General features: G+C 70.5%; 22 protein-coding genes. 14 read left to right on the top strand and 8 right to left on the bottom strand.

Features of this window, described 5'->3' with window-relative positions; all coding sequences use genetic code 11:
• Positions 1-245: 245 nt before the first annotated feature.
• Complete coding sequence (locus tag ACIBG4_RS27355) at positions 246-347, bottom strand: hypothetical protein (protein WP_397204246.1); 102 nt, start codon at positions 345-347, stop codon at positions 246-248.
• Between the two features lie 295 nt (positions 348-642).
• Here ACIBG4_RS27355 and ACIBG4_RS27350 point away from each other — a divergent pair, with 295 nt between their 5' ends.
• The 3 genes from ACIBG4_RS27350 (at position 643) to ACIBG4_RS27340 (ending at position 6,446) form a co-directional block, all read left to right on the top strand.
• The gene (locus ACIBG4_RS27350; RefSeq protein WP_397204245.1) at positions 643-3,363 is read left to right on the top strand and encodes a helix-turn-helix transcriptional regulator; all 2,721 of its coding nucleotides are present in this window, start codon (positions 643-645) and stop codon (positions 3,361-3,363) included.
• A 285-nt stretch (positions 3,364-3,648) separates the two neighbouring features.
• A complete protein-coding gene (locus ACIBG4_RS27345; protein WP_397204244.1) occupies positions 3,649-5,202 on the top strand; it encodes an MFS transporter in 1,554 nt (517 codons plus the stop codon).
• 29 nt (positions 5,203-5,231) lie between these two features.
• Entirely contained in the window at positions 5,232-6,446 is a 1,215-nt protein-coding gene (locus ACIBG4_RS27340; protein ID WP_397204243.1) for a MalY/PatB family protein, read from the top strand.
• A 124-nt stretch (positions 6,447-6,570) separates the two neighbouring features.
• Here the strand turns inward: ACIBG4_RS27340 and ACIBG4_RS27335 are convergent, their stop codons facing one another.
• The 4 genes from ACIBG4_RS27335 to ACIBG4_RS27320 are packed head-to-tail and all read right to left on the bottom strand — an operon-like array spanning position 6,571 to position 10,296.
• The gene (locus ACIBG4_RS27335; RefSeq protein WP_397204242.1) at positions 6,571-8,790 is read right to left on the bottom strand and encodes a heavy metal translocating P-type ATPase; all 2,220 of its coding nucleotides are present in this window, start codon (positions 8,788-8,790) and stop codon (positions 6,571-6,573) included.
• A gap of 21 nt (positions 8,791-8,811) precedes the next feature.
• Complete coding sequence (locus tag ACIBG4_RS27330) at positions 8,812-9,777, bottom strand: hypothetical protein (protein ID WP_397204241.1); 966 nt, start codon at positions 9,775-9,777, stop codon at positions 8,812-8,814.
• Positions 9,774-9,983, bottom strand: coding sequence for a heavy-metal-associated domain-containing protein (locus ACIBG4_RS27325; RefSeq protein WP_397204240.1), 210 nt, complete (start codon positions 9,981-9,983; stop codon positions 9,774-9,776). Before ACIBG4_RS27325 ends, ACIBG4_RS27330 begins: the two co-directional genes overlap by 4 nt.
• 31 nt (positions 9,984-10,014) lie before the next feature.
• Positions 10,015-10,296, bottom strand: coding sequence for a metal-sensitive transcriptional regulator (locus tag ACIBG4_RS27320; protein ID WP_397204239.1), 282 nt, complete (start codon positions 10,294-10,296; stop codon positions 10,015-10,017).
• A 367-nt stretch (positions 10,297-10,663) separates the two neighbouring features.
• Between ACIBG4_RS27320 and ACIBG4_RS27315 the strand changes: the two genes are divergently transcribed.
• The 3 genes from ACIBG4_RS27315 to ACIBG4_RS27305 all read left to right on the top strand — a co-directional run bounded on the left by ACIBG4_RS27315 (position 10,664) and on the right by ACIBG4_RS27305 (position 13,774).
• On the top strand, positions 10,664-12,085 hold the full coding sequence (locus ACIBG4_RS27315) for an MFS transporter (protein WP_397204238.1): 1,422 nt from the start codon (positions 10,664-10,666) through the stop codon (positions 12,083-12,085).
• A gap of 27 nt (positions 12,086-12,112) precedes the next feature.
• Positions 12,113-12,592: a universal stress protein gene (locus ACIBG4_RS27310; protein WP_397204237.1), complete on the top strand. Its 480-nt coding sequence runs from the start codon at positions 12,113-12,115 to the stop codon at positions 12,590-12,592.
• Between the two features lie 216 nt (positions 12,593-12,808).
• A complete protein-coding gene (locus ACIBG4_RS27305) occupies positions 12,809-13,774 on the top strand; it encodes a C40 family peptidase (protein ID WP_397204236.1) in 966 nt (321 codons plus the stop codon).
• Between the two features lie 129 nt (positions 13,775-13,903).
• On the opposite strand, the gene ACIBG4_RS27300 is transcribed toward ACIBG4_RS27305, so the two are convergent.
• The gene (locus tag ACIBG4_RS27300; protein ID WP_397204235.1) at positions 13,904-15,010 is read right to left on the bottom strand and encodes a serine hydrolase domain-containing protein; all 1,107 of its coding nucleotides are present in this window, start codon (positions 15,008-15,010) and stop codon (positions 13,904-13,906) included.
• A gap of 336 nt (positions 15,011-15,346) precedes the next feature.
• On the opposite strand from ACIBG4_RS27300, the gene ACIBG4_RS27295 reads away from it, so the two are divergent.
• The 4 genes from ACIBG4_RS27295 (at position 15,347) to ACIBG4_RS27280 (ending at position 20,182) form a co-directional block, all read left to right on the top strand.
• Positions 15,347-17,308 carry a right-handed parallel beta-helix repeat-containing protein gene (locus ACIBG4_RS27295; RefSeq protein ID WP_397204233.1) on the top strand — a complete coding sequence of 654 codons (1,962 nt, stop codon included), beginning with the start codon at positions 15,347-15,349 and terminating at the stop codon, positions 17,306-17,308.
• 369 nt (positions 17,309-17,677) lie between these two features.
• Positions 17,678-18,469 carry an alpha/beta fold hydrolase gene (locus tag ACIBG4_RS27290; protein WP_397204232.1) on the top strand — a complete coding sequence of 264 codons (792 nt, stop codon included), beginning with the start codon at positions 17,678-17,680 and terminating at the stop codon, positions 18,467-18,469.
• 19 nt (positions 18,470-18,488) lie between these two features.
• The gene (locus tag ACIBG4_RS27285) at positions 18,489-19,661 is read left to right on the top strand and encodes a PP2C family protein-serine/threonine phosphatase (protein ID WP_397204231.1); all 1,173 of its coding nucleotides are present in this window, start codon (positions 18,489-18,491) and stop codon (positions 19,659-19,661) included.
• Positions 19,658-20,182, top strand: a complete 525-nt coding sequence (locus ACIBG4_RS27280) for an AAA family ATPase (protein WP_397204230.1) — start codon at positions 19,658-19,660, stop codon at positions 20,180-20,182. The genes ACIBG4_RS27285 and ACIBG4_RS27280 overlap by 4 nt, the downstream gene beginning before the upstream one ends.
• A 31-nt stretch (positions 20,183-20,213) precedes the next feature.
• On the opposite strand, the gene ACIBG4_RS27275 is transcribed toward ACIBG4_RS27280, so the two are convergent.
• Positions 20,214-20,714 (bottom strand): Lrp/AsnC family transcriptional regulator, encoded by a 501-nt coding sequence (locus tag ACIBG4_RS27275; RefSeq protein WP_355434220.1) that lies wholly within the window; start codon positions 20,712-20,714, stop codon positions 20,214-20,216.
• 113 nt (positions 20,715-20,827) lie between these two features.
• On the opposite strand from ACIBG4_RS27275, the gene ACIBG4_RS27270 reads away from it, so the two are divergent.
• From ACIBG4_RS27270 to ACIBG4_RS27260, 3 genes are all read left to right on the top strand, one after another.
• Positions 20,828-21,286 carry a DUF2000 domain-containing protein gene (locus ACIBG4_RS27270; protein ID WP_310707355.1) on the top strand — a complete coding sequence of 153 codons (459 nt, stop codon included), beginning with the start codon at positions 20,828-20,830 and terminating at the stop codon, positions 21,284-21,286.
• A gap of 176 nt (positions 21,287-21,462) precedes the next feature.
• Positions 21,463-22,188 (top strand): glycosyltransferase family 2 protein, encoded by a 726-nt coding sequence (locus ACIBG4_RS27265; protein WP_397204229.1) that lies wholly within the window; start codon positions 21,463-21,465, stop codon positions 22,186-22,188.
• A gap of 61 nt (positions 22,189-22,249) precedes the next feature.
• Positions 22,250-23,221 carry a ketopantoate reductase family protein gene (locus tag ACIBG4_RS27260; protein WP_397204228.1) on the top strand — a complete coding sequence of 324 codons (972 nt, stop codon included), beginning with the start codon at positions 22,250-22,252 and terminating at the stop codon, positions 23,219-23,221.
• Here the strand turns inward: ACIBG4_RS27260 and ACIBG4_RS27255 are convergent.
• Complete coding sequence (locus tag ACIBG4_RS27255) at positions 23,187-23,714, bottom strand: DUF6886 family protein (RefSeq protein ID WP_397204227.1); 528 nt, start codon at positions 23,712-23,714, stop codon at positions 23,187-23,189. The two genes, ACIBG4_RS27260 and ACIBG4_RS27255, sit on opposite strands and share 35 nt — an antisense overlap.
• A gap of 106 nt (positions 23,715-23,820) precedes the next feature.
• Here ACIBG4_RS27255 and ACIBG4_RS27250 point away from each other — a divergent pair, with 106 nt between their 5' ends.
• Positions 23,821-24,366: a hypothetical protein gene (locus tag ACIBG4_RS27250; RefSeq protein ID WP_397204226.1), complete on the top strand. Its 546-nt coding sequence runs from the start codon at positions 23,821-23,823 to the stop codon at positions 24,364-24,366.
• Positions 24,367-24,485: the final 119 nt, after the last annotated feature.

Genomic DNA, 24,485 nt, shown 5'->3' with positions numbered 1-24,485 from the left:
TTTCCCAGGTGAAAGCATCGCCCAGTGGTTCTGAACTGGGCGTTTGCCTTCGTTCGGGACGAAGAGGTCGTGGGTTCAAATCCCGCCACCCCGACAGCCAGGTAGAGGGTCTGATTCGCTAAGCGGGTCGGGCCCTTTTCCGTTTCCGGAAGTCGATGGGAGCCGATCGGGTAGCCGTCTCACTCGGACTCAACCCGTCGGCATGTCGCCGAAGATCGTGTTCATGGTGTGGGCGCCCTTGGTGATCACCGGCTTGAGCTGGTGCGGTATACCGCTTCCGTGACGCTGGTGCCGACGTGCCCGACGAGATCGGCGATGGTCTCGATGGGTACGCCCTGGTCACTCATGATCGAGACGAATGAGTGACGTAGCTCGCGGGGCGTCCAGTCGGTTCCGATCCCCGCGTCAAAGGGGGCGACTGCCACTGCGGACCCGAGGCCGCGACACCGATGCCGGCCAGGGTGCCGAAGAAGCCGCAGCCGCTCACCACACCGGCCGCGCCCGTCCAAGGGCTGACTCGCCCACGGGTTCCCAGTGATGTGCGGTCCGACGTCAGGAGGAGCACCGCGGCGGGCGCATCGGCGAAGTCGCCGGTCTCGGGGCGCTTTGTCACGAGTGCCGGGGGGTTTCTATGCTCGGCGTGTGCTGGGCAGAGACGACGAGACAGATCTGCTCGAGTCGTTGCTGCGGCACGCCGCCGAGGGACGCGGCGGCGGGGTGATCCTCCTCGGGGAGCCGGGAATCGGCAAGACCACCCTGCTGTCCCACGCGGAGGAGCGGGCGGCCGGCTTCCTGGTGCTGCGCGCCGTCGGCGCCGCGCCGGAGTCCGATCTCGCGTACGCGACCCTGCACCAGTTGTTGTTCCCCGTGCTCGGCTCGGTGGACGAGCTGCCGGGCCCCCAGGCGCAGGCCCTGAACATCCTGTTCGGACGCGCACATGGAGCACCACCTGATCCGTTCCTGGTGGCGTTGTCGACCCTGTCGTTGTTGTCCCTGCTGGCCGACACCCGCCCCGTGTTGTGCGTCGTCGACGACGCGCACTGGGCGGACCAGCCGACGCTGAAGACGCTGGCGTTCGTCGCCCGGCGCCTGGACAACGAGCCCGTCGCGCTGGCGCTGGCCGCGCGGGCCGATGAGGGGCACGGCGCCGACCTGCCCGACGTGCGCCGCGTCCCGCTCACGGGCCTCGGCCGCGAGGCGGCCAAGGCGTTGCTCGCCGAGCGCCTTGGCGAGCGGCGGCTGACCGACAGCGAGCAGAGCCACCTGCTGACCGCCACGGGCGGGAACCCCCTGGCCCTGATCGAGCTCGCCGGAAGGCCGCAGCCCCCGGAGGGCACGCACGAGCCGCTCGCCATGACCGACGAGTTGCAGCGGTCGTTCCTGGCCAGGGTCCGGGCGCGGCACGCCGAGTCGCTGCCACTGCTGCAGCTCATCGCCGCCCATGGCACGGGCGGCGTCGGCACCCTCGAGAAGGCGGCCGCGACGCTGCCGGCGGACACCGGCCCGCTGCACCGCGCCGAGCTCGACGAGCTCCTGACCTACGACGGGACGCGGCTGGCGTTCCGGCATCCACTGATCCGGTCCGCGATCTATCACAGCGCCACGCCTGACCGGCGGGCCACGATCCATCGAGCCCTTGCCGCGGCCTTCGACAGCCTGGCCGACCAGCATCGCCGTGCCTGGCATCTCGGCCAGGCCGCCGTGGGACCCGACGAGCAGGCCGCCGAGGAGCTGGAGCGCTCGGCTGAGCAGGCCGCCCTGCGCGGTGGCCCCGCCGCGGCCATGGCCGCTTTGGCCAAGGCGGCCGAGCTCACCGCGGACGGTCCGCGCCGGGGACGGCGGCTGTGGTCTGCCGCGCACGCCGCCGCCCTGGGCGGGTTCACCGAGAAGGCCGCGGAACTGCTCGATCGAGCGGAGCGCGAGCCCCACCTTGACGAGGAGGACCGGATCCCGCTGGCCGTGATGCGCGCCATCGTGGCCGAGTTCGCCGGCTCGCCCGAGGACGCGATGGACCTCATCAGGCCGTGGATCCCCCGCGTACTGCGCCTTGATCGGCGCCGGTTCACGCCCACTGTCGCCATGTACGGCGACCTGGGCACCCGCGCCAACCGGCCGGACGCATGGTCCGAGCTCGCCGGCTGGCTGGAGAACATCGCGCTGGCGCCGGACGACCCGGAGGACGCGGTGCTGCTGCTCCTGCGCCGTGCTTGTCACGCCCGTTCCGGCCGTCATGTGGCGCCTGCCATGGCGGAGGACGGCGCCGCGATCGAGTCGCTCACCGATCCGATCTTGATGACGCTGGCCGGGGCCCTGGCTCGCGGGCTCGGCGAGCACGAGCTGAGCAGGCGCCTGTACCGCGACGCCGGGCGGCGGGCGCGTGCCAACGGATCGCTGGGCGCGCTCGCCTGGAATCTGGAGTACCAGGCCGCCGACGAAATCACGCGCGGCAGGTTCGGGGTCGCCGAGGCGTATGCGGAGGAGGGGTACCAGTTCGCCATGGAGGTGGGCCAGCCGAGTACGGCCTGCCGTAATCGGGGGCTGCTGGCCCTGTGCGCGGCCGTTCAGGGCCGTCCCGACGCCGCCGAACTGGCCGCCGACGTCCTGGCTGAGGCGAGCAGCCGCAGGCTGGCCGACGCGAGGTCCTATGCCCTGCGTGCGCTGGGCCTCATCGAGCTGGGCGCAGGCAGATATCGGGAGGCCGCGCGGCACTTGGAGGCGGTCGGCGGCTGGGACACCTACACGCCCCCGGACGTCGTCGTGGGAGTCGTCCCCGACCTCGTCGAAGCGCTGGTCCGCGCCGGCGAGCACGAGCGGGCGGCCGCAGCCGCGGCCCGCTACGTCGGGTGGGCCAGGCACGCGGTCTCGCTGGAGCATGCCGCCCTCGCGGCCCGTTGCCGCGCGCTGATCAGCACCGATGGCACCGCCGACGACCACTACGCGGAGAGCCTGAGGCTGCACGCCGGCTTCGACGCCCCGCTGGAGCATGCCAGGACCGAGCTGCTGCGCGGCGAGCGGTTGCGGCGTGACCGGCGACGTTCGGAGGCACAGCATCACCTGCGCGGCGCGGTGGAGACCTTCCGCCGTATCGGCGCGCTCGCCTGGGCCGGCCGTGCGCTGAGCGAGCTACGCGCGACGGGTGGGTCGGTACGCGCGCCCGGAGCAGGAGCTTTGAGCACGCTCACCGCGCAGGAGCTGCGCATCGCGCTGGCCGTCAGTGAAGGGCTGACCAACCGGGAGATCGCCGCCCAGCTGTTCCTCAGCCCGCGGACGGTGGACTACCACCTGCGCAAGGTCTTCCAGAAGACCGACATCACCTCGCGAGCCGAGCTCATGCGGCTGGTCCTCGCCGAACGCCCAGCCTGATACCGGCTGATACCGGCGACTTCACTGATTCGGCGACCGCCGGGGCCTTCCTAACGTTGGCGACGTCGTGTTCCTCGCGTCAGGAGCCCCGCAAGGTCGCTTCACGAGCCACTCCTTCACTGAGCGGGCGTATCGCACGCCAGGCATCACGACGCGACCGCGCTGCTCGCCGTTGCGGTCGGGTGCGAAGCCGTCATGGACCCGGACGTTCGCGTCCGAGGGCCATGGCCGATCGCACGATGTGCCAGATCACTCACTGTCAGAACCCGCCGAAGGAGGACGTTCATGCCGTCCACAGAGACAACCCCGGGGGCGCACACCGGCGCCAGAGCCTGGCTCGGGCTCGCTGTGCTGGTCCTGCCCGCCATGTTGTTGTTCATGATGCTGACCGTCTTGTTCCTGGCCATTCCCCAGTTGGCCGCGGACCTGAAGCCGAGCAGCACCCAGACGTTGTGGATCATCGACATCTACGGCTTTCTCATGGCCGGTCTCCTGGTCACCATGGGCACCTTGGGCGACCGCATCGGTCACCGCCGGCTGCTGATCGCGGGCGCGGCCGTCTTCGCCGTCGTGTCGGTGATCGCGGCCAACACCTCCGACCCCGCCTTGATGATCGTCTGGCGGGCGCTGCTGGGCATCGCCGCGGCCACCCAGATGCCCGCCACCCTAGGACTGATCTTCTCCACCTTCGCCGACCCCCGGCAGCGCGGCATCGCCGTCGGCGTCTGGTCGGGCGGCATCTCCGTCGGCACTGGTCTCGGCCCGGTGATCGGCGGCGCGCTGCTGGAGGCGTTCTCCTGGCGCGCGGCCTTCCTCGTCGCGGTGCCCATCATGGCGATCGTCGTGATCGGCGCCCCGCTGCTGCTGCCCAACCCCCGCAACCCGGCCGCCGGCCGCGTGGACCTGTTCAGCGTGCTGCTGTCGCTGGCCACGCTGCTGCCGATCGTCTACGGCGTCAAGGAACTGGCCAAGCCCGACGCGCTGCTGCCCGCGCTGGCCGGCATCGCGGCCGGGCTGGCGTTCGGCGCGTGGTTCGTGCTGCGGCAGTTGCGCCTGCCCGAGCCACTGCTGGACGTGCGGCTGTTCGCCAACCGCACGGTCGGCGGCGCGCTGAGCGTCTTCCTGCTGGCGGCGACCGCGCTCGGTGGCGTCTACCTGCTGTTCACCCAGTACCTGCAGCTCGTCGAGGGGCTCTCGCCACTGAGGGCAGGGCTGTGGGTGCTGCCCGGGGCCGCCCTGCTGGTGGTCGTCTCCGCCGTCTCACCCGCCCTGGTACGGCGCGTCCGCCCTGGATACCTCATCGCGGCCGGGCTGGCCGTGCAGGTGATCGGCTACCTGATGCTCACCCACGTCGACGCCGCCGGCGGGCTCCCGCTGCTGGTCGCGGGGTTCATCGTGCTGTATCCCGCTGTCGCGCCGTCCATGGCTCTGACCACGAACCTGGTCGTCGGCTCGGTGCCGCCGCAGAAGGCAGGGGCGGCGTCCGGGCTGGCCACCACCTGCAGCGACCTGGGCATCTCGCTCGGCATCGCGATCATCGGCAGCATCGCCGCCGCCGTCTACCGCGCCCAGACCGCCACCACGATCCCGCCCGGACTGCCGTCAGCGGCCTCCGCGGCCGGCCGCGAGAGCCTGGACGGCGCAGTCTCGGCCGCGCAGAGCCTGCCGGCCGAGCTCGGCACGGCGCTGCTCACCCCGGCCCGCGAGGCCTTCACCAGCGGGCTCAACACCGCCGCCGTCATCGCCGCGGCCATCGCAGCCGGCGCGGCGATCCTCGCGATCGCCAAGCTCCGCCATATCCCCGCGACCGGCCCCGCCGCCGGGGCCGAGCAGTCCTGACGCACCCCAGCCGCGAAAGAAGACCACTGTTGACCACGGACCCGAACGCGATTCTCACCACCTACAGCATCGAGGAGCTGCGTCAACGGCACAGCGTCAAGTGGCGGGAGTTCCCGCCGGACGTCCTGCCCATGCGCATCGCCGAGATGGACACTCCGCTCGCCGAGCCCGTTGCCGAAGCGCTGGTCGCTGCCATCGGCCGCGGCGACACCGGGTACGCGCTCGCCGGAGCGCTGCCGGAGGCGTTCGCCGGGTTCGCCGCCCGGCGGTACGGCTGGCGCCCCGACGCCACCGCCGCCCGCCTGGTCCCGGACGTCATGTCCGGCATCGTGGAGATCCTGCAGATCATCTCCGAGCCCGGCGACCGCGTCGTCGTCAACACCCCCGGATACCCGCCGTTCTTCTACTGGATCGAGCGCATCGGCCGCCAGGTGGTCCCCAGCCCGCTGGCCGGCGGGCCGGACGGGCACCGGCTCGACCTGGACCGGCTGGAACGCGACTTCGCCGCCGGCGCGCGGGCGTACCTGCTGTGCAACCCGCACAATCCCACCGGCATGGTCCTCACCCGCGAGGAGCTGACGCAGGTGGCCGCGCTGGCCGACCGCCACGACGTGCGGGTCGTCACCGACGAGATCCTCGCGCCCCTCACCTACCCCGGCCACCGGCACATCCCTTTCCCGTCCCTGGACAGCCCCGCCGCGGCCCGTTCCGTCGCCCTCGTCTCGGCCTCCAAGGCCTGGAACATCGCCGGGCTCAAGGCCGCCCTCGCGGTGCCTGGGGGCGAGGCCCGCGCCGAGGTGGCGGCCATCCATGAGGAGGTCAGCGAAGGCGCCGGCCTGTTCGGCGTGGTCGCCTCCGAGGCGGCCTTCACCCATGGTGACCCCTGGCTCCAGGAGTTGATCGCCGACCTGGACGAGAACCGCCGCAGCCTGGCCGCCCAGCTCGCCGACCGCCTGCGCGGAATCGGCTATCACCTGCCCCAGGCAGGCTATGTGGCCTGGCTCGACTGCCACGCGCTCGGCTGGGGCGACGACCCCGCTCAGATCTTCCTGCGTCACGGCAGGGTCGGCCTGTCGTCCGGCACCAGGTTCGGGCCGCCTGGGTATGGGTTCGTCCGCCTCAACTTCGCCACCGCACCGGACCGGCTCACCGAGGCCGTTCACCGTATGGCCATCGCCCGCGATCGGGTGGGTAACCGTCCCTGTCCACGTGACCTCAGACTCAGAGATCGAAGTCGAGGCTGAACTGCTCGGCATCTGGCGTTGTGGGAGCCGTAGTGAGGCCTCTGACGGCCGTTGCTACGACGGACCATAGTCGCGTACGTTGACGGCTCCGAGCCGGTGTCCGCTCGGAGCCGTCAAGGTACCTCTACTTGAATCGGCGTAGCCGCAGGCTGTTGCTCACCACGAACACGCTGGAGAAGGCCATGGCCGCCCCCGCGATCATCGGGTTGAGCAGGCCGAGGGCGGCCAGCGGCAGGGCGGCCACGTTGTAGGCGAAGGCCCAGAACAGGTTGCTCTTGATCGTGCCGAGTGTCTTGCGGGAGAGCCTGATGGCGTCGGCGGCCACCCGCAGGTCCCCACGGACCAGGGTCAGGTCGCTCGCCTCGATCGCCGCGTCGGTGCCGGTGCCCATCGCGAGACCCAGGTCGGCCTGGGCGAGCGCGGCGGCGTCGTTGACGCCGTCGCCCACCATGGCCACGACCCTGCCCTCGCTCTGGAGCTCCTTGACGACGTCGACCTTGTCGGCGGGCAGCACTTCGGCGATGACCTCGTCGATGCCCACCTCGGCGGCCACGGTCTTGGCCACGGCCTCGTTGTCGCCGGTGAGCAGCACCGGGGTGAGCCCGAGGGCCCGCAGCTGTGCGATGGCCTCCTTGCTGGTCGGCTTCACCACGTCGGCCACCACCAGCACCGCCCGCGCCTGACCGTCCCAGCCCACCGCGACCGCGGTACGGCCGGTGGTCTGGGCGTCCTGCAGAGCCCGCTCCAGGTCAGGAGTGAGGTGCTGCGACCACTCCTCCAGGAGCCGGGGTCGGCCGACCAGGACCGCGTGGCCGTCGACGATCCCCTGCACGCCGAGTCCCTCGATGTTGGCGAAGTCCTCAACGGTGGCGTCGGAACCGGCGGCACGGGCGATGGCCTGGGCGATCGGGTGCTCGGAGGCGTGCTCCAGCGCGCCCGCCAGGCGCAGCACCTCCTCCCGGCTCTCGCCCTCGGCCACGTGCACGTCCACCAGGGTCATCTTGCCCTCGGTGACCGTGCCGGTCTTGTCCAGCACGACCGTGTCGATCTTCCGGGTGGACTCCAGCACCTCCGGCCCCTTGATGAGGATGCCGAGCTGCGCGCCCCGACCGGTGCCGACCAGCAACGCCGTTGGCGTGGCCAGGCCGAGCGCGCACGGGCACGCGATGATCAGCACCGCCACCGCGGCCGTGAAGGCGGCCCCCACGCCGTCGCCGGTGCCGAGCCAGAAACCCAGCGTCCCGAGCGCCAGCGCGATCACGATCGGCACGAAGATGCCCGAGATCCGGTCGGCCAGCCGCTGCACCGCGGCTTTGCCGGTCTGCGCCTCCTCCACCAGCTTGGCCATCTGCGCCAGCTGGGTGTCGGCACCGACCCGGGTCGCGCGGACGATCAATCGGCCGCCCGCGTTCACCGTCGCACCGGTCACCCCGTCGCCCGGCTTGACCTCGACGGGCACGGACTCACCGGTCAGCATGGAGGCGTCGACCGCCGAGGTGCCTTCCTCGATCACCCCGTCGGTGGCGATCTTCTCACCGGGACGGACGATGAACCGGTCTCCGACCGAAAGCGCATCGACCGGCACCCGCCGACCGTCTGCCAGCTCCACGTCCTTGGCGCCCAGCTCCAGCAAGGCTCGCAACGCCGCGCCCGCCCGCCGCTTGGAGCGGGCCTCGAAATAGCGGCCGGCCAGGATGAACGCCGTGACGCCCGCAGCCGCCTCCAGATAGATGTTGCCGGAGCCGTCGGTGCGCTCGATGGTGAACGCGAACGGGTGCGTCATTCCGGGCGTGCCGGCGGTGCCGAAGAACAGCGCCCACAGCGACCAGCCCAGCGCGGCGATGGTGCCGATCGAGATCAGCGTGTCCATCGTCGCAGCCCCGTGCCGCAGGTTGGTCCAGGCCGCCTTGTGGAACGGCCAGCCCGCGTACACCACCACAGGTGCCGCCAAGGTCAGCGACAGCCACTGCCAATGGGTGAACTGCAACGGCGGCACCATCGCCATGGCGATCACCGGCACGGCCAGCACCACAGACGTGATCAGGCGTTGGCGAAGGGGCCGGAGCTCGTCCTCCGGTTCCTGCTCGGCTGCCCCCGCCTCCGACTTGGGCGATGCCGGCAGGGCGGCGGTGTAGCCGGCCTTCTCCACCTCGGCGATGAGCTGCTGCGGGTCGACGCCTTCGGGGAAGCTGACCTTCGCCTTCTCCGTGGCGTAGTTGACCGTCGCGGTCACGCCGTCCATCTTGTTCAGCTTGCGCTCGATGCGGTTGGCGCACGAGGCGCAGGTCATGCCCCCGATCGAGAGCTCGACCGCGTTCTGCCGGTCATCGGTGACCTGAGACATCAGCGCTCTCCTTTCTCTCGCTCAGTGGCTGTGGTCGCCGTGCTCGGTCGAGGTGGGCGTGGGTGTCGGGATCGCCGGCCGCCCGCCCGCGCCGACGGTGAAGTCGGCGGTGCGGACCTTGCCGTCGTGCTGGAAGTCGAGGAACAGCCGGTAGTCGCCGACGCTGGGCACCTCGGCGTAGAAGACGATCTCGGGCCCGGATTTGGTCTTGCCGTCGCCGGGTTCGCCGTCCGGGTGGACGTGCAGGTAGGCGAGGTCTCGGGCGCGCAGGGCCACCAGGTGACCGTAGGCGCCGAGGTACGGCTGGAGGTCGGTGACCGGCTTGCCGTCCTTGCTGACCCTGAGAGTGAGCTTGCTCGCCTGTCCTGGCGCCAGCTCGCCGTCGAGTGTGACCTCGTATCCGTCGACGCCGGCCGTACGGCTGGCCTCGGGAAGCGCCTTGGGCTCGTAGCCGCCGGCGACCGGCACGTCAGTGCCCAGGGTCAGAGCGCTGCCGCCGCTCGGGGCGAAATCGGCGAATGCGCGATACGTCCCCGCGTCGGGAAGGGTGAGCTTGACCGACCAGACGCCGTCGGACGTCATCTCCGGGTGCAGGTGCTGGAAGCTGGTCAGGTCACGGGAGACGACGATGAAGTGCAGCTTCTTGTCGTGCTCGACCTTGTAGTCGGTGACCGGCCGGCCGTCCGGACCGGTCACGGTGAAACGGTAGTCGGTGGGCTCGTCCGGCTTGATCGCCGCGGTGAGCGGGGTGAGGGTGTAGCCGTTCTCGGACACTTGAAGCCCTCCGGGGGTATCCTTCTTCGCCTGCTCGGTGGTGTGCTGTCCGTGTCCCTCGCCCGCCGTCGGCGTCGCCGTGGTGGTCATGGCGGCATGGTCTTCTGCCGGGGGCGCCCCCACGGGTCCCACCGCCTTGCCCACGCCCAGAGCGCCGCCGAAGACGACGGCCAGCCCCAGGACGTAGGAACCGAGCTTGGCCGCGGCGTTCACGGGTTCACCACCTCATATCCGGCCTCCTCGACGGCGGCGACGATCTGCGCCGAATCGACGGGGGCGTCGCTGTCGACGGTCAGCAGCCCGGTGGCCAGCTCCACCTCGACGTTGGTCACGCCGGACACTTCGCTGACCTCTTCCTTGACCGAGCTGACGCAGTGGCCGCAGGTCATGCCCTTGACGGTGTAGGTGGCGATGCTCATAACGATCTCTCCTTAGATGCGTCCCATGCGGTCACGAACGGACGAGTCTTGCGATGGCGTCCGAGGCTTCCTTGACCTTCGCCTTGGCCTCGGGGCCGCCCTTCAGCGTCGCCTCCGCGACGCAGTGGGCCAGGTGCTCTTCGAGCAACGACAGGGAGAACGACCGCAGCGCGCTGGTGGCCGCCGACACCTGGGTCAGGATGTCGATGCAGTACTGGTCCTCGTCGACCATGCGCTGGAGGCCGCGGATCTGGCCTTCGATGCGGCGCAGTCTCACCGCATTGTCGTGCTTGATGGTGGCGTGTCCGGGCATGTCGTTCCTCCCTCGAGCTCCTCACTCACGACAACACTATACCCCCCTATGGTATTTCGGAAAGCCCCGTGCGGCCTCCCGACAGCTTGCCCGACGGCGCCCGGAACACAGCCACGTGTGCTCTACGCGGCGCTCGGACGACTCCAGGGTTCGCGGAGCTTGGCACCAGGATGGCGGTCGGGTTCGCGCTGGTCATCCCGGCGGCGGCGCTCGCCGGAGGGGCGTTGCGGGGATACCGCGGGACTGATCCCGCTTGACATATACCCCTAGGTGGTATTGATTACCGGTCACCGCGATACCCCCGTTTGGTATCGAGGTCCAGTCGGGACATACCCTACCCCGGTAGGGCTCATCGTGGAGAGTGCTCATGTCCGCACCATCCCCCAGGCGATGGACCGCCCTGGCCCTGATCGCCACCGCACAGTTCATCGTCATCATGGACACGTCGATCATCGGCGTGGCCCTCCCCCGTATCCAGGAGGACCTGGGCTTCACCCAGGAGAGCCTGTCCTGGGTGTTCAACGCCTACGTCGTCGCCTTCGGTGGTCTGCTGCTGCTGGGTGGCCGCCTGTCCGACCTGTTCGGCGCCCGCCGCCTGTTCGGGGCGGGCTGGCTGATCCTGCTGGTCGGCTCGCTCGTCGCCGGCATCGCGCCGGAGGTGTGGGTCGAGCTGACCGGCCGCGCCGTCCAGGGAGTGGGCGCCGCCCTGATCGCTCCCTCCGCGCTCACCTTGCTGATGATGCTGTTCGGTCACGACCCCAAGGAGCTGACCAAGGCCCTGGCGCTGTACGGTGCCGCCGCGCCGGCGGGCGGCACGGCCGGGGTGTTCCTCGGCGGCGTCATCACCGAGTACCTGAGCTGGCCGTGGGTCTTCTACATCAACATCCCCATCGCCCTGGTCGCGCTGCTGGCCACCGGCCCGCTGATGCCCGCCGCCGAGGCCCGGCGCGGCTCCGTCGACGTCGCCGGCGCCCTCACCGTCACCCTGGGCCTCGGTGCCGCCGTCTACGCCATCGTCCGCGCGCCGGAGATCGGGTGGGGCTCCGCGCAGACCTGGCTCGTGCTGGCCGCCGCCGTGGTACTGCTGGGCGCGTTCGTCGCCATCCAGGCCCGCCGCCGCGAGCCGCTGATGCGGCTGTCCATCCTCCGCACCCCGAACCTCGCCGCCGCCAACGTCACCCAGCTGCTGCTCGGCGGCGCCTGGATCCCGATGTGGTTCTTCCTCAACCTCTACCTGCAGCAGGTCCTCGGCTACAGCGCCTTCCCCAGCGGCGCCGCCCTGCTCCCGATGACCGTTCTCATCATGATCGGCATGATCGTCCTGGCACCCCGGACCATCAACCGGTTCGGACCCAAGACCACGACCGTCATCGGCCTGGCCCTGCTGGCCGCCGGCATGGGATGGCTGTCGCTGATCAGCCCGGACGGCAGCTTCGCCGCCGACGTCCTGCCCGCCAGCCTGGTGGCCGCCCTTGGCATGTCGCTGGCCTTCATCCCCTCCCTCGGCACCGCCATCTCGTCCGCCCCGCCGCAGGAAGGCGGCCTCGCCTCCGGCATCGTCAACACCAGCTACCAGGTCGGCTCCGCGCTCGGCCTGGCCGCGATGACCGCCGTCGCCGCCGCCAACGGCGCCGCACAGCTCGGCAACCTCCCGGCCATGACCAGCGGCTTCTCCGCCGCATTCGTCGGAGCCGCCGGCGTCGCCCTGGTGGGTGCGCTACTGGCCGCGGCGACCCTGCGCTCGCACACCTCCGTGCCCGCCGACGAGGTCGCCACCTCCCGCAAGTGACACTCGACGCGCGAAAGGAAGATCCCCATGTCCACGCCCATCCTCATCGCCTACGACGGCTCACCCGACGCGAGGCACGCCATCGAGGAGACCGCACGGCTCTTCCCGGGCGCCTCCGCGGTGGTGCTCTACGCCCGCCGGCCCTTGGAGAGCCTGGCAGCCCACCTTGAGGGCCATTCCGCCCTGGAAGAGCTGCGTGACATCGACGCCAAGACCTTCGACGCCTCCGAACGGCTCGCCGCCGAAGGCGCCGAGCGCGCCCGCAGCCTCGGGCTCAAGGCCCAACCTCGCGTCGCCTCGGTCCCGGAGGAGGTCGTCGCGGACACCATCGTCGACGTCGCCGAGGAGCTCGACGCCTCGCTGATCGTCCTCGGCTCCCGCGGGCGGCACGGAGTGCGGGCGGTGCTGTCCGGCAGCACTTCCACCCGCGTCATGCACTCCACCGGCCGGCCCACGCTGGTCATCCCGTCCGCACCACTCGCGGCCGCCCGCCGCGCCGATCGCTGAGGCGGCGTGCCCCCGGCTCCGGTGCTGTCGCGGACCCCGGGGGCACGCCGCTGAACGCCACAGAGCGAGCACGCGTATCTCCCTGTGATAGGTGCTATCGCGGCTAGTAGACATCAGCTTCTTGAGGCGACTTACCGCGATCGCGCCAGTAGCTCCTTGCACTTCTGTACCATTTCCTCCCAGGTTGCAGACTTACGAGGAGGCATCGTAGTGGGCGTGCCGACGAGGCTTGGTCGAACGGCGTTGGCCGCAGCGCTCACCCTGATCGCACTGACCACGAACGCCCATGCCGAGCCGTCGCCCGTCAAGGCCAGGGCCAAGCTGGTGAAGCTGAACGAGAAGGCCGACCAACTCGTCGAGCAGTACAACCAGGCCACGGAGACGTACAAGAAGGCCAAGAAGAAGTACGACACCGTCAACGCCGAGTACGGCAGCAAGGGGGCGCAGGCCGACGCCCTGCGCCGAGACCTTGTCACGGTGGCCGTCAACGACTACCAGTTCGGTTCTTGGATGGGCTGGGAGCGCTTCGTCGCCGAGGGCAGCCCCGAGCAGGTCCTCACCGGCATGGTCACCGTCCAGCAGATCACCCGGGCCAGGGCGGAGAAGGTGCGGGCCTTCAAGGCGGCGACCAAGGATCTACGCGACCGCCGCGAAGAAGCCCAGAAGGCCCTGGCAGAGGCCGAAACCGCGCGCGCCAAGGTGGGCGACGACAAGGCCGAGGTCGACAAGTTGGTCAAGGAGCAGCTCAAGCTCCTGCGCAGCCTGGGCGCCTTCAAGTCCGGCGACCCCACCAGCCCCGGCATCCGGTACACCGGGCCGGCCTCCGGCAATGCCCGCTCCGCGCTGGAGTTCGCCTTCGCCCAGATCGGCAAGCCCTACCGGTACGGCGGCACCGGGCCGGGTTCCTTCGACTGCTCGGGCCTGACCCAGGCCGCCTGGCGCACCGCAGGAGTCGAACTGCCCCGCACGACCTACACACAATGGGCATGGGGCGCCGGCCGACGCGTCTCGCTGGACGCCCTGCAGCCTGGCGACCTGCTGTTCAGCAAAGGGCTGGGCCACATGGGCATGTACGTCGGCAACGGCAAGATGGTGCACGCGCCGCAGACCGGCGACGTCATCAAGGTGTCAGACCTGGACGACTACTGGCGCAACCGCCTGCTCGGCGCGATCCGCCCATGACACCGCCGACGAGCCGGTCCGAATGCACCACGACCCTGGAAATGGCTTGCAGCCCGGCCCCGGCCTCGGGCGCGGGCCGGGTGGCGGTCTCCGGGCGGCCCACCGGCGAATCCGTCATGTGACGCCAGATCAGTCCTCGCCCACCACGGTCAGGTCGTCGCCCAGTGCGGCGGCGATCTCCGCCGCTCGGGAATGATCGTCCAGCCGTCGCGTCAGGTAGGCACAGCCGTGGTGGTGCCTGCGCGACCACCAGGCCGCCGAGCCACCGATACCACCCTTGGCGATCTTGCCCTGGTCCCGGACGAAGCCCAACGTCCAGGTGATCCTGGTGCCGAAGACCTCGTCGAAGTCCGTTACCTGCGAGGCGAGCAACTCCGCGTGCAACTCCGGCCCGAGAAGCGCACGTACGGGGCCGTCCTCGGCGGTCAGTTCGGAGAAGAACCGCGCCATGGCGGTAGCGGTCGTGTGCAGGTTGACCGCACCGAAAACCACCTGCCGCCACGCCCTGGAGTTCGCCCGCTCGACGTCCAAGGTCCCGTCCGGAATCTGCAGCCACGGCGCCGCGTGCAACCGGCGCGGCCAGTCCGGGGCGGCGTACTCCAGGTCGGCGACGCGGTCCAGCGCGTCATCCGGCACCCCGAACCACGCGTCCAGATCCAGCGCGGGCCGCACCACCTCGTTGAACATCTCTCCCAGGGTGGTGTCAGCGCCCGCGCGCAGGATGCCGTCCACCAGGTGCCCGTAGGTCAGCGCGTGCTCCCCGAGCGACGTTCCTGGTACGTGCTCCGGTGCCGCCTGCGCCAGGCTCTCGCGCAGCCCGGCGTCGTCCAGCAGGTCCAAGCCCGCCGCCTCCGCCGGGAATCGCGGCTGCCCTGCCTGGTGCGTGAGCACCTGGCGCAACGTGGTGCGCTCCTTGCCCTTGACCCCGTACTCGGGCCAGTACCTGGCCACGGGCTCGTCGAGCGCCAGCGCTCCGTCGCGCACTCCCACCAGGAGGGCGAGCGTCACGAACGACTTCGACAGCGAGTACGGCTGGACGAGGGTGTCGGCGCGCCAGGGGCGGCGGCGCTCGGCATCGGCCCAACCCCCGCTCAACCGGACGACCTCACGGCCGTCGCGCCAGACCGACACTCCCGCGCCCGTCTCCCGGCCATCGTGCACCAGCTTCTGGAGGACCTCCCGCACCTTGTCGTACCCGTCCTCGACGAACCCCTCGACCGGCGCCACAGCGGACATATCCGACACATCGCTCATTTCGTGCACCCCCATACGGACGACTCCTTGCTGCCGAATATACCCATGCGGGGTATCTGCGACAACGGCGAAGACCGCAGCTTCGCAGAGCTCCCTCCTATGCACTGCGGGCGCCGGAGCTGTGCGTCGGCGGTGTCCGGATGCCGGCGGCCGGCTGGAAAGCCATGGCGGCCTCGTCCGGGTAGCCCCGCGGTCTCTCTCAGTAGTTGATCTTGAGGGTGCGCGCGGCCCCTGGCTACAGTGGCGGCGGCCGAAGGTCGAGTGCGGCCAAGGCCGGTCAAAAGCTGGAGGAGAACAGGCATGCGAAAAACTTGGCCAGTGGCGTTGGTGGCCCTCGCCACTGTCGTCATGGGCGGCGCGACGCCGGCGAGTGGCGACGCGGTCGATCGGGCAACCGGTTCGACGACGGCAAAGGCAGCGGTCTGCGGCAGCTCGTCACTGAACGGCCCGACCACACCGCCCGCCGGCGCGGTCGTGGTCCCCGCGGGCGACAACAGCGGCGTGGACTTACGCAAGGCGAACACCACGTACTACTTCCAGACCGGCACGCACACGCTGGGCACCGGCGAGTACGCCCAGATCCTGCCCGGCGACGGCGCGACGTTCATCGGCGCGCCCGGCGCGGTACTGGACGGGAAGGGGCTGAACAAGTACGCGTTCGGTCAGAAGGCGACCGGCGTCACGATCCGGTACCTGACCATCACCGGCTTCATCCCGCCGCACGACGAGGGTGCGGTCAACCATGACTCCGGCGACGGCTGGGTCGTGGAGCACAACACGATCCGCAACAACTCCGGCGCGGGGCTGATGGCCGGGGCCACGAACAAGATTCGTGGCAACTGCTTGAAGGACAACGGGCAGTACGGCCTGAACGCGTACAAGGCCGGCAACACCATCACCGGCCTGGTGGTGGCGGACAACGAGTTCACCGGCAACAACACCGGGGACTGGGAGCACCAGAAGCCTGGGTGCGGGTGCACCGGTGGCATGAAGTTCTGGGCGGTGAACGGTGCCGACGTGACCGGCAACTGGGTCCACGGCAACCACGGGCCGGGGGTCTGGGCGGATACCAACAACAACGACTTCCTCATCGAGAACAACCTCATCGAGGACAACGAGTCACTGGCGATCTTCTACGAGATCAGCTACAACGCCGTGATCCGGAACAACACCATCCGCGGCAACGCCGTGGCCTCCGGCGCCGAGCGGGCGACGAAGGGCGACCCGTTCCCCGAAGCGGCGATCTACCTGTCCGAGGCGGATGGTGAGCCCCGCGTGCCGGCGCGGACCAGCAAGATCGAGATTACCGGCAACCTGCTCGAGAACAACTGGGGCGGGATCACCGCGTGGGCGAACGCCGACCGGTTCTGCAACAGCCCGGCCTCGACGACCGGCGACTGCACGCTGATCGTCGGGCCGACTAACACCTCACAGTGCTCGGCTCCTGCCATCAACAACGAGCCGCTCAAGACCGACTGCCGCTGGTGGACCAAGAACGTCGACGTTCACCACAACACGTTCGCCTTCAACCCCAGCGCCGTCAACGGCGGCTGCCCGACGCAGTACTGCGGGCACATGGCCCTGCTGTCCAACTGGGGCACGTACCCGGACTGGTCCCCGTACAAGGGCTCCGTGATCCAGCAGGCGATCGTGTACGGGTCGCACAACTCCTGGCACGACAACACCTACACGGGCCCGTGGCAGTTCAGGGTCAGCGACATGGGCAATCGCATCTCGCCCGGACAGTGGGCCGGCCCCCAGTACGGCCAGGACGCCGGCAGCACGTTCGACGGCGGCGCGCCCGTCCCGCCGGCGATCACCGAGCAGGACTTCGAGTCCGGCTCGACGACCTCGCCCTACTCCGCGTGGTACGGGGCCAGTGTGGCGCACCAGACCGGCGGCGCGCATGGTGGCACCGGCTCGCTGCAGATGACCAGCAGCCAGGCGTCCGGCAGCGCGGTGGCGCTCGACAACTACCCCGGATACAGCGGCGTGGTCGCCGGTACGAGCTACAAGGTGTCGCTGTGGTACCGGGAGGCCGTGGCGACCATGCCCGCCGTCACGTGGAACGTGCGGTGGCGCGACGAGTCCGGCACGGTGCTGCGTACGGACGCCATCTCCCTGGCCCGGAAGACCGCCTGGACCGAAGCGACCGGCACGTTCACCGCGCCCGCGGGCACGACCCGCGTCGACTGGACCTTCGTCTGGAACGCGAGCGCCCCCGGGCCGGCGTTCCAGATCGACGATGTGGCGATCCGTCCCGGAGCGCTCAAGCAGTAGGCCTGAGCCGGCTGGACCGCAATTGACGGGATCCCGTCCGATCTTGGTGATCGGGCGGGATCTCGTCGTTCCAGGAGGCTCTTTCAGGAGGCCTCGATGGTGACCAGGCCGAGGAAGGCAGGACCGACCACACCACCAAGCCGATGAGCACGGACGCGCCGAGCCCGAAGAAGAAGGTGACCAGCAGGATTCCGTTGACAGCGAGCGTCAGTAACACGAGGACGGTGACGACGAGCTGAATGCATATGCTCGTCCGCGGCCAGGTGCCAAGGCAGCTGATCCTCCTGTTGTATAACGCGGGTTCTAGGTGCGCGCTTTGCCATTATGTGGAGCTATTTGGGCGTTTTTGATGGCCTATGCTCAGTAATCATGAGTGTTCTGGTACGCAACAACGTCAGAATTTCCGGCCGGCCGGACGGCAAGCCGCTCGTGTTCGCCCACGGCTTCGGTTGCGACCTGAACATGTGGCGCCTCGTCGCGCCCGCCTTCGAGGACGCGTACAAGGTCGTGGTGTTCGACTACGTCGGCGCGGGACGGTCCGACCTGTCGGCCTACACCCCCGAGCGCTACTCCAGCCTCCACGGGTACGCGCAGGACGTTCTCGACATCTGCCACGAGCTGGACCTCACGGAGGTGAGCTTCGTGGGTCACTCCGTGAGCGCCCTCATCGGCGTGCTCGCCGCCAACGCCGAGCCGGACCGCTTCGCGAACCTGGTGCTCATCGGCCCCTCGCCCCGCTACGTGGACGAGGGCGGCTACGTCGGCGGCTTCAGCGCCCAGGACATCGAGGAGCTGCTGGAGTCGCTCGACAGCAACTACCTCGGCTGGTCCAGCCAGATGGCGCCGCTCATCATGGGCAACCCGGACCGGCCGGAGCTCGGCGAGGAGCTGACCAACAGCTTCTGCCGGACCGACCCGGAGATCGCCAGGCGGTTCGCCCAGGTGACGTTCCTGTCCGACAACCGCGCCGACCTGGAGAAGTGCCGGACGCGGTCCCTCGTCCTGCAGTGCTCGAACGACGTGATCGCACCGGAGGTCGTCGGCCGGTACGTCCACGCGGCGATCTCCGGCAGCGAGCTGGTCCTCATGCGCGCCACCGGACACTGCCCGAACCTCAGCGCACCCGAGGAGACGATCGCGGCGATCAAGGGCTTCCTGTGACGCGGCGGGCGGGGTCCACGTGGGCCTGACGAGCGGCTTCGAGGAGCTGTTCGAGGACGCGCCGTGCGGGTTCCTCGTGACGGACGCCGACGGTGTGATCCGCCGGGCGAACCGGACCTTCCTCACCATGACCGGCCGCCGCGCCGAGGACCTGGTGGGCCGGGTCCGCCTCCAGGAGCTGCTCGTGGTCGGCGACCGGATCTTCTACGAGACGCACTTCGCCCCTCTGCTCGCTCTCCAGTCCTCCGCCCATGAGATCGCCGTCGACTTCCGTGGCGCGGCCGGCGACCGGCTGCCCGTTCTGCTCAACGCCGTCATGAAGGGCGAGCCGCCCGGGCCGCGGGAGATCTGGGTGTGCGTCTTCGCCGCCACGGACCGGCGTGGCTACGAGCGCGAGCTGCTGCTCGCCCGGCAGCGGGCCGAGCAGTCGGAGAAGGAGGCCCGCGAGCTGGCCGGCGTCCTGCAGGCCAGCTTCGTGCCGCCCACCCTGCCGCAGATCGACGGCATCGAGCTGGCGGGCGTCTACGCACCCGCCGGCCTCGGTGAGGAGGTGGGCGGCGACTTCTACGACATGTACGAGACCCGCGACGGCTGGGCGCTGGTCATCGGGGACGTGTCCGGCAAGGGCGTGGCCGCCGCGGTGGTCACCAGCCTGGCCCGCTACACCCTGCGCGCCGCGCCCGCCCGCGAGACCAGCCCGTCGGCGGCCCTGGCCTCGCTGCACCGGGCGGTGGTGAAGGAGCGGACCGACCGCTTCGTCACGGCCGTGTACGCCCAGGTGTCGCCCTCGCCCGGCGGGGGCTGCCTGCTCACGCTGAGCCTGGGCGGGCATCCGCAACCGGTCCACCTCACGGAAAAGGGCCCGTCGCGGATCGGCAACCCCGGCACGCTGCTCGGCATGCTGCGGAAGCTGCGGCTGAGCGACGTCACCGTGGAGGTCCTCCCCGGAGAGAGCGTCGTGTTCTTCACCGACGGCGTCGTCGAGGCGCGGCGCGACGACGAGCTGTTCGGCGACGAGCGGCTGGAGCGGGTGCTGGCCGCATCGCGGGACGAGAGCGCCTCGGACATGGCCGGGCGGCTCCTGCACGAGGTGTCCGCGTTCCAGTCCGGCGTGCTCAGCGACGACGTCGCCATCGTGGCGCTGAAGGTGCCGGAGACGCCGGAGGCCCCGCAGGAATCGACGGCCCAGTGAAGGGCGTCGTGCTGATCACCGGCATCATGGCCGCGGGCAAGTCGACGGTCGCGCAGGCGCTGGCGGAGCGGCTGCCGCGGTCCGTCCACGTCCGCGGCGACCTGTTCCGGCGCATGATCGTCAACGGCCGCGCCGACATGACGCCGGACGACGCCGGTGAGGCGGCGCGCCAGCTCCGCCTGAGGTACCGCCTCGCGGCCGCGGCGGCCGACCTGTACGCCGACGAGGGGTTCACCGCGATCGTCCAGGACGTGGTGCTGGGCGAGGACCTGGCCCACTTCGTGTCGCTGGTCGGCGGCCGGCCGCTGCGGGTGGTCGTGCTCGCGCCCGACCCGGCCGCGGTGGAGCGGCGGGAGGAGGGCCGGCCCAAGACCGGGTACGGCGCGTGGACGGTCGCCGCCCTGGACGACGCGCTGCGGAACGGCACACCGCGCATCGGCCTCTGGCTGGACACGTCGAGCCAGACGCCGGCCGAGACGGTGGAGGAGATCCTGGCCCGCCGGGACGAGGCCCTGATCTGAGCCGGCTCGGGCGGGCGGCGGGCGTGGGGGCTCAGCGGGATCTGCGGCCCGTGCGGGGGTGCTTGCTCGGGCCGTCCGGCGGCAGGACCTCCATCGACGTCTTGCGGATGTGGTCGTAGACGAGCGAGGTACGCACGTCGGCGATGTTGCGGTGCCGCGACACGTGGTCCAGGACGAAGTCCCGCAGGTGCCCGGTGTCGCGTACGGCCACCTGGATGATGAAGTCGTCGCCGCCCGACACCACGAACACCGCGAGCGTCTCGGGCAGCGCCGCTATGTACTCGCGGAATCCCTCGACCGCCTCGCGGATCTTCGGGTGCAGCCGGACGTTGATCAGCGCCTGGACCGGGCGGCCGATCGCGGCCAGGTTGACCTCGGCGTGGAAGCCCTCGATCACCCCGTTCGCGCGCAGTGACCGTACGCGCTCCAGGCAGGTCGAGGGGGCGATGCCGATGCGCTCGGCCAGCTCCCTGTTGGTCTGGCGGCCGTCGCGCTGGAGCTCGGCGAGGATCGCCGTATCAAGTTCGTCCACGTACGCGCTCCCTGACGAATTTCCGAACTTCCTTCGGAAACAGCGTAGTCGTGTTGTCATGTCAGCGGAGCATCTGTGATGGTCGCTCCATAAGTTCGGAGAAAGGATCGTTCATGACCGCGCTGGCCGACCTCGACCGCCGTCCCGACCTGCCGACCAGGGAGCTCCCGGTCAAGTGGGTCATCGTGATGGACCGCGACCTCCCCCGCGGGCTCCAGGCCAACGCCGCGGCGTGCCTGGCCGCGTCCACGAGCCAGGCCGTGCCGTCGATCCTGGGCTCGGGCGGCGCGGACGCCTCCGGCCAGCCGCACGCCGGGCTGCCGTGGACGGGGTGCACGGTGCTGGCCGCGCCGTCCGCGATCGTCCGGTCCGTCAGGGACGAGGCCGCCCGGACGGCCGGCGTGGTGGTCGCGGACATGGCCGCCATCGCGCAGCGGACCAACGTCTACGACGACTACCTCGCGGAGCTGGCCCGTACCGGGGCCGAGGAGCTGTCGTACTACGCCGTGAGCCTGCTCGGACCGCGCGCGGACGTGGAGCGCCTGACCGGCCGGCTGCCCCTGCTTCGCTAGAGGCGCACATTCGACAGGCGAAGTCAAGGTCGTCGGACGAGGCCCCGCAACCCCTGCGCCGCGAGTGTGTCACCAGGTCACAGGATGATGAACACGCCCTGATGAAGCAGGGATTACCATGATCCCTGCAAGGCGAAGTCAAGCGGCTTGCATGTGCCGGGTTGCACGGTCTAGGCATGAACAAGGGGCCATTCACCGCCAGCGTCACCGTCGTCGTCCCCGCGATGAACGAGGCCGACAACCTGCCACACGTGTTCGCGACCCTGCCCGCCTGGATCGACGAGGTCGTCCTCGTCGACGGCGACTCCAGCGACGACACCGTCGCCGTGGCCCGTCGGCTGCGCCCCGACCTCCGGGTGGTCACCCAGACCGGACGGGGCAAGGGCAACGCCCTGATCGAAGGCTTCGCCGCGGCCGGCGGCGACATCATCGTCATGATCGACGCTGACGGCTCCACCGACGGCCGGGAGATCTTCTCCTTCGTCGCCGCACTGGAGGACGGGGCCGACTTCGCCAAGGGCTCCCGGTACGCCCCGGGCGGCGGCTCCGACGACATCAGCCCGCTGCGGTCCCTGGGCAACCGGGCGCTGACCGGGCTGACCAACTGGCTGTACGGCACCCGCTACACCGACCTGTGCTACGGCTACAACGCCTTCTGGGCCCGGCACCTGGACGCGATGGCGCTCGACTGCGACGGTTTCGAGATCGAGACGCTCATGAACGTCCGCGCCGCCCAGGCCGGCCTGGCCATCGCCGAGGTCCCCAGCCACGAGCGCAGCCGCATCCACGGCGAGAGCAACCTGCACGCCGTGCGCGACGGCTGGCGGGTGCTCAGGACGATCGTGCGTGAGCGCTTCCGCGGCGCGGCCACTCCCCGGACCCAGGTGGCGCTCGCGAAGTAGCCTCGCCGAGCGCGACGGGGCCGGTGGCGCCGGCGGTGACGAGGGTGACATCCTCGAACGCATGCGTTACATCGTCATAGGAGCGGGAGCGGTCGGCGGCACCATCGGGGCCCGCCTCTTCCAGGGCGGCCACGAGGTGCTGCTGATCGCGCGGGGCGGCCACTACGAGGCGCTCAGGACGAGTGGGCTGCGCCTGATCACCCCCCAGTCCGACGAGACCCTCCCCATACCCGCCGCCGACGGCCCCGTTCCCACCCGCGACGACGACGTGCTGGTCGTCGCGACCAAGTCGCAGGACACGATCGCCGCGCTGGACCCCTGGCCGCGGCACCTGCCGGTGGTCTGCGCCCAGAACGGCGTCGAGAACGAGCGGACCGTGCTGCGCAGGTTCGAGCGCGTCTACGGCATGTGCGTGTGGCTGCCCGCCCTGCACCTGGAGCCCGGCACGGTCGCCGCCTACGGCCATCCCCACTCGGGCCTCCTGCACGTGGGCCGCTATCCCCAGGCTGTGGACGACCTGACCCGTCAGATGGTCGCCGACCTGACCAAGGGCGGCCTCGTCGCCCTGGCCCAGACCGACGTGATGCGCTGGAAGTACGGCAAGCTGATCGGCAACCTCGGCAACGCCGTCGAGGCTCTGTGCGGTCACCGGCCCGGCGCCGACGCGGTGTACGAGCGGGCCCGCGCCGAGGGCGCCGCGGTGCTGAAGGAGGCGGGCATCCCCTTCAGCGGCCAGGAGGAGGAGCGCGAGCTGCGCGGCCACCTGGTCGACCTGCTGCCCATCGACGGGGTCACCCGCGGCGGCGGCTCGTCCTGGCAGAGCCTCGCCCGCTCCAGCGGCTCCATCGAGACCGACTACCTCAACGGCGAGATCGTCCTGCTCGGCCGCGACCACGGCGTGCCCACTCCGGTCAACGAGGTGCTCCAGCTCGAAAGCGGCCGCTACGCGCGCGAGAAGCTCCCGCCCGGGTCGATGCCGGTCGAGCGCCTGACCGCCCTCATCGACGAGCGTTCCGCAGCCGTATCCCGCTGAACCCGAGCGTGCTGGACGTCACCTCGTCCCAGAACGGCCAGAGCCGGTCGAGGACGCGGAGCTGGATCCCGGCCCGCTCGTGCAGCTCCAGCAGGTCGCCCACGGGCTCGGGAGGGCCCAGGGGCTCCACCGGCACCCGCGCGACCACGGCGTGGGGCGGGTCGCCGATGGGCGCGAACGGCTCGGCCGGCAGCCGGTACGCGTACAGGCGCGTCTCCATGATCGCGCGCAGCCAGCCGTACTCGACGGCGTGGACCCGGTCGCCGCAGCCGGCGCCGATGACGCGCTCGGCGTCGGCGTCGGTGGTGTCCGGGACGCGCCAGGCCATCGCGCGGGGGCACTGGCGCGGGAACCAGTAGTCGGGGCAGCGCTCGGGACCGACCGCCCACACGTACGACTCGGAGAGCGCCGACGTCGGCGCGACGTGCGGCACGAACCGCTCGATGGCCGGGTCCTCGGAGAAGTGCAGCACCTGTCCTGGCTCGGGTCTCATGAACGCCATCATGGCCTGGAACCCCTGCCGGATGGGGCCTGCGCGGCATACCGGGGCCGCTTGGGGGCAGGGGGAAACTCGCTCAGACGACAAGGGGTGAGTTCGGATGACCTTTCTTGGGCTGGTCCTGGTCCTGCTCGCCGGTGGTGCCGTCATCCTGGTGGCCACCGAGGAGACGTCCAGGTACATCTTGTTCGGTTACACGTTAGAGCCCGACCATTTCCAGATGTTCGTGGCCGGAGCCGTCACCGCCGCGGTGCTGCTCCTGGGCATCGCGCTGATGGTGGCGGGCACGCGCAGGTCGGCGCGCAAGCGCCGGCAGATGCGCAGCGCCCGTGCGCAGACCTCCGACCGGGTCGCCCGGCTGGAGGACGAGAAGCGGGAGCTGGAGCGCCGGCTGGAGACCGAGCGCGCCGCCGAGGACCGCGTCGCCGCCGAGCGCGCGAGCGCCGACCGTGCCGCCGCCGACCGTACGGCCGCCGGCGACCGGGCGGTGGAGCGGGACGAAGAGGACCGCGACACCGCTCCCTTCCGCCGCGACGGCGCGGGCCGGGAGCCGGCGTACACGGAGGCGCGGGCACACGGCCCCGCCCACGCGCGCATGCCGGGCGACCGCCTGGTGGCGCGCGGCCGCGAGGACAGGATGCCCTGACCGGGCCCCTCGAGGCCGAGTGCCTCGAAGGACACGACGGGCCGTGGTGCGGCGTCCAGGACGCCCCGCCACGGCCCGACGCTGTGAGGCCGGAGAAATCCCCCCAAAGAGGTGTACTC

The organism is Nonomuraea sp. NPDC050383 (genome assembly GCF_044459125.1).
Lineage (GTDB): Bacteria > Actinomycetota > Actinomycetes > Streptosporangiales > Streptosporangiaceae > Nonomuraea.
The sequence above is the reverse complement of the archived record's forward strand: the minus strand, read 5'-3'. Positions and strand labels throughout refer to the sequence as shown.

Bases quoted from the DNA above. Each gene is read 5' to 3' on its own strand.
- ACIBG4_RS27260 (WP_397204228.1), top strand. From the start codon at position 22,250: ATGCGTTACATCGTCATAGGAGCGGGAGCGGTCGGCGGCACCATCGGG.
- ACIBG4_RS27300 (WP_397204235.1), bottom strand. From the start codon at position 15,010: ATGTCCGCTGTGGCGCCGGTCGAGGGGTTCGTCGAGGACGGGTACGAC.
- ACIBG4_RS27290 (WP_397204232.1), top strand. From the start codon at position 17,678: ATGAGTGTTCTGGTACGCAACAACGTCAGAATTTCCGGCCGGCCGGAC.
- ACIBG4_RS27270 (WP_310707355.1), top strand. From the start codon at position 20,828: ATGACCGCGCTGGCCGACCTCGACCGCCGTCCCGACCTGCCGACCAGG.
- ACIBG4_RS27335 (WP_397204242.1), bottom strand. From the start codon at position 8,790: ATGTCTCAGGTCACCGATGACCGGCAGAACGCGGTCGAGCTCTCGATC.
- ACIBG4_RS27265 (WP_397204229.1), top strand. From the start codon at position 21,463: ATGAACAAGGGGCCATTCACCGCCAGCGTCACCGTCGTCGTCCCCGCG.
- ACIBG4_RS27255 (WP_397204227.1), bottom strand. From the start codon at position 23,714: ATGAGACCCGAGCCAGGACAGGTGCTGCACTTCTCCGAGGACCCGGCC.
- ACIBG4_RS27320 (WP_397204239.1), bottom strand. From the start codon at position 10,296: ATGCCCGGACACGCCACCATCAAGCACGACAATGCGGTGAGACTGCGC.
- ACIBG4_RS27325 (WP_397204240.1), bottom strand. From the start codon at position 9,983: ATGAGCATCGCCACCTACACCGTCAAGGGCATGACCTGCGGCCACTGC.
- ACIBG4_RS27315 (WP_397204238.1), top strand. From the start codon at position 10,664: ATGTCCGCACCATCCCCCAGGCGATGGACCGCCCTGGCCCTGATCGCC.
- ACIBG4_RS27355 (WP_397204246.1), bottom strand. From the start codon at position 347: ATGAGTGACCAGGGCGTACCCATCGAGACCATCGCCGATCTCGTCGGG.
- ACIBG4_RS27345 (WP_397204244.1), top strand. From the start codon at position 3,649: ATGCCGTCCACAGAGACAACCCCGGGGGCGCACACCGGCGCCAGAGCC.
- ACIBG4_RS27310 (WP_397204237.1), top strand. From the start codon at position 12,113: ATGTCCACGCCCATCCTCATCGCCTACGACGGCTCACCCGACGCGAGG.
- ACIBG4_RS27250 (WP_397204226.1), top strand. From the start codon at position 23,821: ATGACCTTTCTTGGGCTGGTCCTGGTCCTGCTCGCCGGTGGTGCCGTC.